Here is a 10,607-nt window from a genome sequence, read left to right as displayed (position 1 = left end):
CGATGAACGCATCCGCCCGTCCCTCTGCGTCGAGCAGACCCTTGCTGCCGATCATCTGGTTGCTCCTGGTGGTAGTCATCTTCTCGGTCGCCGCCAGCTGGCTCGATCCGGCCCTGGCCTGGCCGTGGCTGGGCCCGGTGCAGCCGTCCTGGGAATTGATCGCGCTCAACATCCTGCCGTTCGTGCTGATCGTGCTCGCGCTCTGCGCGCTGACCCGCCGGGTTGTTCTGTCGAGCTGGCTCGGCATGCTGCTGCTGGTTGCCACGTATGCAGCGAACGCGATCAAGCTCGAGCAGCTCGAGATGCCGCTGCTGCCGGGCGATTTCCACTTTCTCGAAGAGCTTGGCTCGGCCTGGCCGCTGTTCAGCCACTATCTCGGCGCGAGCCTTCTGCCAATCGCCGTGGCGCTCGGCCTGGTCGCCGTAACCATCGGCCTGTGCCGTGAGGCACCATGGCCGGCGATGCGCGGCTGGACGCGGGCGGCGACCGGACTGGCCGTGATCGCGCTTGGCGTCGGCCTGCTCCAGGGCTGGGCACCAATGCGCGCGGCCTACAGCGCCGACCGCCTGCAATTCGAGCCGTGGTCGGTCGTCGACAGCGCGAAGAAGGCCGGCATGGTCGGCAATCTCGTCCTCTACAACTGGGAACTGGCCAAGCGCCAGGAACTGCATCCCGACCGCGCCGCTGCCGCCGATCTGCTGACCGAGAACGCCGAGGCCCTGCGCGCGCGCCTGCTGCCGAATGCCTCGTCGCTGGCCATGCCGAGCGGAATCCAGCCCGACATCGTCATCGTGCAGAGCGAGTCGCTGTTCGATCCGGTGCGCCTGCGCGGCGCGCCTGCGAATACCTATCTGCCGAATTTCCATCGCCTGGCCAAGCGCGGCCTGTCCGGCAACATGAAGGTGCCGACCTATGCCGGCGGCACCATCCGTACCGAGTTCGAGGTGCTCACCGGACTCGCCCTCGAATTCTTCCCGGGCGTCCAGTACCCGTATTTCGAAATCGCCGACAAGCCGATTCCGGGCATCGTGCGCACCCTGTCGCGCCAGGGCTACCGGACCACCGCGATCCACCCCAACAGCGGCGTGTTCTGGAACCGCAACCAGGCCTACCGCCAGATCGGTTTCGACACGTTCGTCGACGGGCGCGAATTCTCCAAGGAATCGATCGTCGGCCTGTTCACCGGCGATGCCGCCCTCACCGACCGTGTCCTGTCCCAGCTCGACCAGGACGGACCGCCGCAGCTGATCTTCGCGGTGACCATGGAAAACCACGGCCCGTTCGACTGGAGACCGGGTCTCGATGCCAAGCGCATGGCCGCCCTGAAAACGCCGCCCGGCCTCGACGAGGGCGGCGAATACTGGATGCGCAATTATCTGTACCTGCTCGAGGACGCCGACCACGAACTGGGCCGGCTCGCCGATGCCCTGCAGAAGCGCAACCGGCGCACCCTGCTGCTGTTCTACGGCGACCACCTGCCGGCGCTGCCGCCGGTCTACCAGGAAATCGGTTTCGCCGACGGCAAGGGACCGAAGGCCCAGCCGGTGCCGTGGCTGCTGCTCGACAATGGACGTTCGCTGGCGCGGATGCCGCAGATGGACACGACCTCGTGGCTGCTGCCGAGCATCCTGCTCGAGACGGCCGGCATCAGCGGCGATCGCTATTTCACGACCCTCGGCGCGTTGCGCGATTCGATGCCCAAGCAGTTTGCGGCGCTGTCGGAGCCGCTACCATCGAATCTGCGCGCACTCGGCCAATTGCGATTCCGTGGCGAACTCGAGCCGCTGATCGATGGTGCGCTGAATGGGCCGGTTGGCGATTGGGATACGGCGATCGCGCCATAAAAAACCCGCCGGGCATTGCTGCCACGGCGGGTTCTCCCTCCCCACGAGCCTTAACACGTGATAACGCAATACTAATGGTTTTTCGACATTTGCCACGCCGCACCGCAACATGAACGCAGGTCGACCCTGCCCGACCCTCGACAAGGGGGCCGGCGGAGACCGGAGTCCGCTCGGGACCGCCCTGGCAAGCGGGCGTGACCGGGGGCAGCAAGGACCCAAGTGCGTCGCAGAGGGGGCCGCTCAGGCAGCCTGGTTCGCGTGCCTGCCGAGCAGGGCCTGAGCCACCCATTCACCGGTCTCGACACCCCCCTCCATGAAGCCCTGGTTGTCGAACGCGCAGTGCTCGCCGGCGAAATGCAGGTTGCCGACGGGCTCCCCGATGGCCCCCCGAATCGTCGTCCACTGGCCCGGCCGGAAGCAGGCATAGCTGCCGAGCGTCCATGGAAACGTCGGCCAATGCATGCGTGCTTCGCGCATGCCGGCGCGCGCCGCGCTGATACCCGGAAAAACCGCATCGAGCTCGACGGCGGTGCGATCGGCCTGCTGCTTCGGCGTGCCCTGGCCGATCTCGACACCGTGCACGCCGCCGACGAAGTTGGTCAGGATGCCCGCGTTGCCGGCCTGCATGCGGCTGGTTTCCCAGGTGGTTTGATACGGCAGATCGCTGTAGGTCGCGCCGCCGCTGGCGTGGCGCGTGCGCCAGACGCGTTCGCTGAAGCCGATCATGAGTTTGGCATTGGTGCCGTAACCGAGTTCGTCGATGGCACGACACTTGGCCACCGGCAGGTCGACATCGATGCGCACGCGGCGCAGGGTCGTGAACGGCAGGGCGAGCACGACCCGTGATGCGGTCGCGTCGAAGGCGCCGTCGCCGCGCTTGAAACTGAGCGTGTAGCGGCCATCCGCCGATTGCCGCATGGCCTCGAGCACGCAACCGGTCTGGATTGCATCGTCGAGCTTCGCGCCGAGCGCGCGCACGATCGAATCATTGCCGCCGCGCACATGGAAGCGTTCGTCGCTCTCACCGAAGATCCTGAAGGCCTCGGTGCCCGGATCGATGAAGGTCAGGAAATTGAGTGCCGACTGCTCCTCGCATTCGAGGCCCATTTCGGTCGTGTAGGCCACTTCGATCAATCGGCGCAGCCAGCCCGAGGCCCCGTTGCGATCGAGCCACTGCGTCATCGATTCGCGATCGAGCGCCTCGCAGCCACCCGGCGTCGCATAGGTGATCTCCTCATCGGGCAACGAATCCGCATCGCGCCGGATCGCCTCGGCCAGCGGCGCAAAGGCGCGCAGGATTTCGGCTTCGCTGTAACGCCGTCCGTCGGCGAACCAGATATCGCCATAGGCATGGGTTGGATCCTCGGACAGGTCATCGAGTACGAGCCCGAATTCGGCGGCGAGCGCGCGGATTCGCGCATGCCCGGTGTCGATCAACTCGCCGCCAAGTTCGCAGACCTGGCCATCGGCAAAGTGGTTGCGCAGGCTGAACATGCGTCCGCCGACGCGTTCCTGCGCTTCGTAGAGACGAACCTTCACCCCGGCCTGGCGCAGACGCCAGGCGCAGGTCAGTCCGGCCACGCCGGCGCCAACGACGACTACCTCGTCGTCACCGCCCGAACCCGCGATCATCCGTGTCGGTGCGCAGGCCGCCACCATCAAGGCGGCCGAGGCGGCCACCGACTGGCGCAGGAAGCGCCGACGCGATGCATTCGTACGCAGTTCGATGTCGCGGGCAATCGCCTCGTCCAGCGATTCGCCCGATTGCCGCGCAATGGCGGAAATCGCCGCAGCGCGGCGCAGCAGGTCGACCAATGCCGTGCGAGCCATGACCCCTCCCCGGATCGAGGCCGCCGAGCGCGGCCGGCGCCGAGCCTAGCGCGAAACCGCGCCGATGGCACCCGTATTGCGTTCCCGGCGACGGATGGCCCCTGGAGCTGCCCCAAGCCGTTGCTTCAAGCAGGCGGTCGGCCTACCGACCCAACTTCCCTTGTCCGCTGGAGCCACACATGCGTAGGTCATGCCGAATCATCCGTTGCACCATGCTGCTGTCCGTCACTTCCGCCCTGATCGCGCCTTCCGCGATTGCAGCGGGACTGTCCACAGCCAGGGGCTCCTTGCGTGTCGAGGGCCCCGACGATGCCCTCGTGGTCCGCCTGACCCACGCCTACTACGTCAGCGGCCCCGATCGCTTCGACGAGACGAAGACGGTGCGCAGCATCGTATTCACCGCGGACGACCAGGCTGCCGCCATCGACGCCTGCCCGGACATGCGTTGCGCGATGCTGTCGTCCAGCGATGGACTGCAGATCGAGATCGGTGACAACGGCACGGTCGACTGGTGGGCCCACGTCGCCCCGGTCCAGTACAGCAGCAGCGCCGGCGGCGATGCGCTCAAGCTCAGCGTCGACAGCGCCGAGCGCGTCGCCGGCACGTTCAAGCTCAGCGGTTCCGGGGCGAGCACCGCAGTCGAATTCGATGCGGCGCTGGCCAGGGACTTCTCGAAACCGGAATGACGCGACCGCAGGTCGCCTCGAAGCCGCGACGCCTGATTCAGGCCCTGCCGCCGACGGGCGCACCGAGTTTGCGCGCCAGCGCCTCGGCCTGGCGCAGTTTCGGCGCGTACTCGGGTGTGCGTAGCCGTGCCATGGCCGCTACGACGTCGGCGCGGGCTGCATCGAGGTTGCCGCCTTGCTCGTGGAAGCGGCTGCGTTCGAGATAGGCCGCACCGAGCATCGGCTCGCTGCCGGCATCCCCGGCGCGGGTCAGGGTTTCGATGGCCGTCTCGATCAGCGCCGCCGCCTCGCCACGCAAGGCGGATTCCTGTTGGCCCAGCAGTGCAGCCGCCAGCGCAACGCGTGCCTGGGCAATTTCAGCATGATCCTTGTCATAGATCGCCTGCACCCCTTCGAGGGCACGCCGCAGCAACGGGGTGGCATCGTCAAAGCGGGACTCGGCCAGGCGCAGGGAACCCACGACCGAAGCCGCAAACGTGTTGTTGTACCTGTCATCGGGCGATACGCGCGCGAGCGCCGCGAGCGCATCCGCTCCGAGTCGGTCGGCTTCGACAAATCTTTCGGCGGCGGTCAGCGCGCTGACCTCCAGCAAGGCCGTGATCCACGTGTAGACGCTGTCACCGGTCGCAGCCTGGAATGCCTCGAACGATTTCCGATAGCGCTGCGCGGCGAGTTCGAAACGGCCCTGGGCCCGGGCCAGCGTGCCGTAGGTCTGCAGGGCCTGCGCGTATTGTCCGGAAGGAGTCTTGCCGAGGATCGCGATCGATTCCGCGAACGAAGCTTCGGCTGCCTCCAGGTTTCCCATGCGGCGCTGCAGGTCGCCCAGCCGCAACAGCGTGCCACCCACGAAGAGATGATCGTCCGGCAGCTGGGCGCGCTCGATGCGCAGCGCGGTTTCGTATTCGACGCGCGCTTCATCGTACTTGTGCTGGACGCGCAGGATGTCGCCTACATTGGTGCGCAGCATGGCCGTGCGCACGTGGTCTTCGCCGTTGTTGCGGGCAACGATCGCAAGCGCCTCGCGGTAGCTCGCCAACGCATCCGGATAATTGCCCGCCTCCTGCTGCACCTTGCCGAGCACGCCGAGCCGGCTGGCAACGCGAATATCCTCCGCTCCGTAGGTCTCGCGAAAGACCTCGACGCCGTGGCGAGCGAGCTTCTCGGCTTCCGCATTGCTGCCCTCGACCAGCTCGATGTTGGCCAGCGAGGACTCCGCGAGTGCCGCGCGCGGCAGGTTCCCGGCACCAGCCTGACGCAGTTTGGTCAGCGCATCGCGCAGCAGGGCGGCCGAGGCCGGTACATCGCCGACTGCGTAGACCGCGTCGCCGTAGGCGGCAAGAACCTCGGCGGTGGCGATGCTGTCCGCGCCGCTGAGCGATGATTGCAGCTCCCAGGCGCGCTTGAGGGTCGCGCGGGCCGCTTCGCGATCGTCGAGGCTGATCTGGATTTCACCGAGATCCTTGAGCAGTTGCGCCCGCAATTCGGGCTCGCCGGCGAGGCTGCTGTCGATCTGGGCAATGCCGTCGCGGATCAATGCAACCGGCGTTCTCGCGGTTGCACTGGCGCGGCTGATCGGATCCTGCTCGCGGAACAGGGTCAGGATGAAATCCTTGACCCGTTCGCTGCGGGCCAGTTGGCGTTCCGCCTTGCCGCGCTCGAGGTCCGCACGCTGCGCTTCGGCGCGCGCGAGTTGGGCCTGCCAGAGCGCCACGCCGAGCCCGCCGATCAGCGAAAAGGCGACGATGACCGACGCGGCGACGCCGAGCCGATGCCTGCGCATGAACTTCTTCAGTCGATAACCGGGCGAATCCGCGCGCGCGGCTATCGGCCGGCCATCGAGCCAGCGACGCAGGTCGTCGGCGAAGGCGGCAGCCGTCGCATAACGCCGCGCCGGTTCGCGCTGCAGCGCCGTGGCGACGATCAGGTCGAGATCGCCGGACAACATTCGGGACAGTTGCCGCGGATCGGCCGTCTCGCCATAGAGGGCCTGCAGCTGGGCGCCGGTCAATCGCGCTGCCAGCGTGCTCGCTCGATCCGTGACCTCCTGGCTCGCTTCGAGCGCGAGTTGCGCAGGCGTGCTGCCGCGCCGCTGGCGCGGCAGCTGCCCGACCAGCAGTTCGCACAGCATGAGGCCGAGCGCGTAGACGTCGGTCGCCGTGCCGATCGGTTCGCCGAGGATCTGCTCGGGCGCCGCGTAGGCCGGCGACATCACGCGCAGGCCGGTTCCGGTCTGGGTCTGCTCGCCACTCTCCTCGATCAGCTTGGCGATGCCGAAATCGAGCACCCTCGGCTCACCCTGATGATCGACCAGCACGTTCGAAGGCTTCAGGTCGCGGTGAATGACGAGCTGCGCGTGGGCATAGGCGACTGCATCGGCGACCCTCGCCAGCAGGCGCATGCGGGCGCTGACATCGAGGTGATGGTCGGCGGCGTGGCGCGTGATCGATTGGCCGTCGACATAGTCCATGACGTAGTACGGGCGTTCATCCTCGCCCATGCCGCCGTCGACCAGGCGCACGATGTTGGGGTGGTTAAGGCGGGCAAGAATGCGACGTTCCTGCAGAAAGCGCCGCAGGATCGCCTGCGTGTCCATGCCACGCTTGAGCACCTTGACCGCAACCTGCTGCTCGTAGGCACCATCGATGCGCTCGGCCAGCCAGACCACGCCCATGCCGCCCTCGCCGAGCGGACGCAGCAGTCGCCATGGACCGGTCTTGCCGGCAGGCGCCGAGGCAGGCGACTCGACACCCGGGATGCCGACGACGACACCGGCCAGCTCGCCATCGAGCAACGGATTCGGCGTATCGTCGGCCGCCAGCAGTGCGCGCACCTCGGCCGCAAGCGCCGGATCGCTCTCGTCCAGGGCGGCCAGCCGCTGCGCGCGCACCGCGTGCTCGAGCTCGGCCAGTTCATCAAACAGGGCAGCCACCTCGGCCCAGCGTTCGGTTGCCGTGCTCATGGGCCTACTCCGCGGTCAGATGCCTTTGCAGGAAGGCGCGCGCCCGACGCCAGTCGCGCTTGAGCGAACGCTCCGACCGCTCCTGCACCTCGGCGATTTCGCCAAGCTCGAGCCCGGCGTAGAAACGCATTTCGACAAGGCCCGCGAGTTGCGGATCGATTTCGGCCAGGCTGCCGAGCGCAGCGTCCAGGGCCAGGACCTCTTCGTCGCGATCCTGCGCGACCGCCTGCAGCGCAGTCGTGGTCAGCGGTGCGATCTGCACGTTGCCGCCACGGCGCAAGGCGGCGCGCGAACGCACATGGTCGATGACGATCTGGCGCATGATGCGCGCGGCCACGGCGAAATAGTGACCGCGGTCATTGACCTCGAGCGCACCGTGATGGGCCAGCTTCAGGTAGGCCTCGTGCACGAGCGAGGTCGCCCGCATGCCCGGGTCGCCCCGCAACTGGCCGGCGGCGAGTCGCCGCAGTTCGTCATAGAGCGTCGCAAACAGGCGTTCGGAAGCCTGCCGGTCGCCGCCGCGCGCCTTGCCGATCAGTTCGGTGATTTCCGCCACGCCATCCCCTCGTCCGCGCCCTCTGCGCAACCGCCGACAGCGGCTTCGATCGATCCAGGATCGCTCGCCAAATCGGCGATCGTCCGCAAGTCTGATTGCCGAAGCGAGAATAGCCCCGAGGCGGGCCGCTGTCGCGACTTTTCGCGGCGGGATCGGCCAGGATTCGGTTGCCCGCGATGCGGACATGGAGGCGGGGAGGCGCATGAGCAGTTAGGCTGTACCGGGGCAAGGGAGTTTCGATGGCGATGTCGACATCCACGAGATCCGGAACGATCGGGGGCCAGGCCATGACCCGAGTGGCAAGGCCTTGCCTCGTGGTCGGTCGGCGGCACTGACGGAATCGGCCCATGACATCCGGAAAGCGCCTCCTGATCGTCTGGCACAGCCGTACCGGCGCGACCGGGCAGATGGTCGACGCCGTGCTCGCTGCTGTCGCCCCGAATCCCGCGATTCATATCGTCGCGCTGCGTGCCGAGGTGGCCTCGACGAGCGACGTGCTGGCCGCGGACGCCCTGGTGTTCGCCGCGCCCGAGAACCTGGCCGGCCTGTCCGGCGCGATGAAGGAATTCTTCGACCGTAGCTATTACGACCTGCTCGAGCGCTGCAACGGCAAGGCCTATGCCTCGATCGTCTGTGCGGGGTCCGACGGCGAGGGCGCGACTCGCCAGATCGACCGCATCGCCACCGGCCTGCGCCTGCGTCGGGTCGCCCCTGCCATCATCATCAACACCGCGGCGCAGACGCGCGAGGCGATCCTCGCCGTGAAACACCTGCCCGATGCCGACCTCGCCCGCGCGCGCGAACTCGGTAGCCTGCTCGCCGAAGGCCTCGCCCTCGGCATTTTCTAGAATTGCTGCGCCCACGCGTCCGCTGTCAGCAGCCGACGAGGTCGGCGCTGGAACAATGACACCGAATGTGAACCGGTGCACAAGCCACGCGTGAAGTACAACGTTCCGATTCCGCGCGTCAGCTCCTATGATGCGGGCTGATCCGGAAGGGAGAAGCCCATGCGCTTTGCGTTGCCATTGCTGTTCAGTCTGTTTTTCGCGACCTCGTCGATGGCCGGCGAGAACATGATGCTCGTGCTCGATGCGTCGGGCTCGATGTGGGGCCAGATCAATGGCAAGACCAAGGTCGAGATCGCCCGCGAGACAGTGGCCGAGGTGCTCGGCGACTGGAAATCGGAGAATGCACTGGGCCTGGTCGCCTACGGGCACCGGCGCAAGGGCGATTGCAACGATATCGAGACCCTGATCGAACCGGGCCCGCTCGATCGCAACGCCTTCCTGGCCACGGTCAACGGCCTCAATGCCAAAGGCATGACGCCGCTCTCGGCGGCAGTCAGGCATGCCGCGGAAACCCTGCGCTCGAGCGAACGCAAGGCCACCGTGATCCTCGTCTCCGACGGCGAGGAAACCTGCAACCTCGATCCCTGCGCCGTCGGCGCTGAACTCGAGAAGAGCGGCGTCGATTTCACCGCGCATGTGGTCGGCTTCGATGTCAGCGATCCGAAGCACCAGGCGCAACTGCGCTGCCTGGCCGAGAATACCGGCGGTCGCTACTTCAACGCCCGCAACGCCGACGAACTCGGCGCCGCGATCGAAGGCGCGGTCAGCGTCAGCACCGAACCGCCACCCGCGCCGGCTTCGGCCACGGTGGCCGCCCAGGGCGCGCTGACGATCACCAACGAGGTGCAAGTGGCCTGGACCGGCCCCGAGGACCGCGGCGACTACGTGACCTTCGCCCCGGTCGGCTCGGAAGACGGCGCCTATCTTGATTACGAAACGGTTGGCCTGAAGACCAAGGGCAACGGCAAGGGCAGCGTGACCCTGCGCGCGCCGGCCGAGGCCGGCCCGGTCGAGCTGCGCTATGTCAGCCCGATCCGCAAGCCCAGCGTACTCGCCCGCGTCGTGCTCGAGGTCGGCGATGCCGAAGCCAGCATCGAGGCCCCCGAGACGGTGCCGACCGGCAGCAAGGTCAAGATCACGGCCCGCGGTCCGGTCGGCAAGAACCACTGGGTCGGTTTCGCGCCAAAGGGCAGTCCGATCACGGCCTACCTGGAGTACGCGCGTCCGACCGGCGCGGTCAGCGAGATTGAATTGATGCCGCCGTCCGAACCGGGCGAATATGAGTTGCGCTACGTGCTCAACGAGCGCGAGCGAATCATCGCGACTCGTGCGATCAAGGTCGTCGCCAGCGCGGCCAGCGTCAGCGGTCCGGCGACCGCGATGGCCGGCGATACGGTCAGGATCAAGGCCAGTGGCCCCGAGGGCTCGGGCCACTGGATCGGCTTCGCCCCGGCCGGCAGCGATGCCGGCAGCTATCGCGATTACGTGCGTCCGCAGGGCGCGACGACCGAGGCGACGCTGATGGCGCCGACCGAGGCGGGCGACTACGAATTGCGCTACGTCCTCAACGAACGCGAAAAGGTCGTCGCTTCGCAGCCGGTCACGATCACGCCCGCCGTCGCCAAGCTCGATGCACCAGCCAGCCTTTCACCGCGCCAGGAGGTAACCGTGCGCTTCCAGGGTCCGCGCCACAACAGTCACTGGATTGGCTTCGTCAAACGCGACACGCTCGACTATCTCAATTACGCCGACGTGCCCCTGGAAGGCGACACCGTAGCACTGCGCGCACCGGATGATGCCGGCGACTACGACATCGTCTTCGTCGTCGACAACACCGCGATTACCCGCCAGGCGGTGAGCGTGCGCTGAGTGCAAAACGGCCGG

General features: G+C 67.1%; 7 protein-coding genes. 4 read left to right on the top strand and 3 right to left on the bottom strand.

The window, feature by feature from the left end:
- Positions 1-41: 41 nt before the first annotated feature.
- Positions 42-1,844, top strand: coding sequence for an LTA synthase family protein (locus BM125_RS11030; RefSeq protein ID WP_175498029.1), 1,803 nt, complete (start codon positions 42-44; stop codon positions 1,842-1,844).
- Positions 1,845-2,084: 240 nt separating this feature from the next.
- Here BM125_RS11030 and BM125_RS11025 read toward each other — a convergent pair whose 3' ends face one another.
- On the bottom strand, positions 2,085-3,674 hold the full coding sequence (locus BM125_RS11025; RefSeq protein WP_092407909.1) for a flavin monoamine oxidase family protein: 1,590 nt from the start codon (positions 3,672-3,674) through the stop codon (positions 2,085-2,087).
- A 212-nt stretch (positions 3,675-3,886) separates the two neighbouring features.
- On the opposite strand from BM125_RS11025, the gene BM125_RS11020 reads away from it, so the two are divergent.
- Positions 3,887-4,360, top strand: a complete 474-nt coding sequence (locus tag BM125_RS11020; protein WP_092407907.1) for a hypothetical protein — start codon at positions 3,887-3,889, stop codon at positions 4,358-4,360.
- Positions 4,361-4,397: 37 nt separating this feature from the next.
- Here BM125_RS11020 and BM125_RS11015 read toward each other — a convergent pair whose 3' ends face one another.
- Together BM125_RS11015 and BM125_RS11010 are read right to left on the bottom strand one after the other, a co-directional pair.
- The gene (locus BM125_RS11015) at positions 4,398-7,319 is read right to left on the bottom strand and encodes a serine/threonine-protein kinase (protein ID WP_092407905.1); all 2,922 of its coding nucleotides are present in this window, start codon (positions 7,317-7,319) and stop codon (positions 4,398-4,400) included.
- Positions 7,320-7,323: 4 nt separating this feature from the next.
- Positions 7,324-7,875, bottom strand: coding sequence for an ECF-type sigma factor (locus BM125_RS11010; protein ID WP_175498028.1), 552 nt, complete (start codon positions 7,873-7,875; stop codon positions 7,324-7,326).
- Between the two features lie 347 nt (positions 7,876-8,222).
- Here BM125_RS11010 and BM125_RS11005 point away from each other — a divergent pair, with 347 nt between their 5' ends.
- On the top strand, positions 8,223-8,723 hold the full coding sequence (locus BM125_RS11005; protein WP_092407901.1) for a flavodoxin family protein: 501 nt from the start codon (positions 8,223-8,225) through the stop codon (positions 8,721-8,723).
- 159 nt (positions 8,724-8,882) lie between these two features.
- On the top strand, positions 8,883-10,592 hold the full coding sequence (locus tag BM125_RS11000; protein WP_092407899.1) for a VWA domain-containing protein: 1,710 nt from the start codon (positions 8,883-8,885) through the stop codon (positions 10,590-10,592).
- Positions 10,593-10,607: the final 15 nt, after the last annotated feature.

This window comes from Dokdonella immobilis, assembly GCF_900115085.1.
Taxonomy (GTDB): domain Bacteria; phylum Pseudomonadota; class Gammaproteobacteria; order Xanthomonadales; family Rhodanobacteraceae; genus Dokdonella; species Dokdonella immobilis.
The sequence above is the reverse complement of the archived record's forward strand: the minus strand, read 5'-3'. Positions and strand labels throughout refer to the sequence as shown.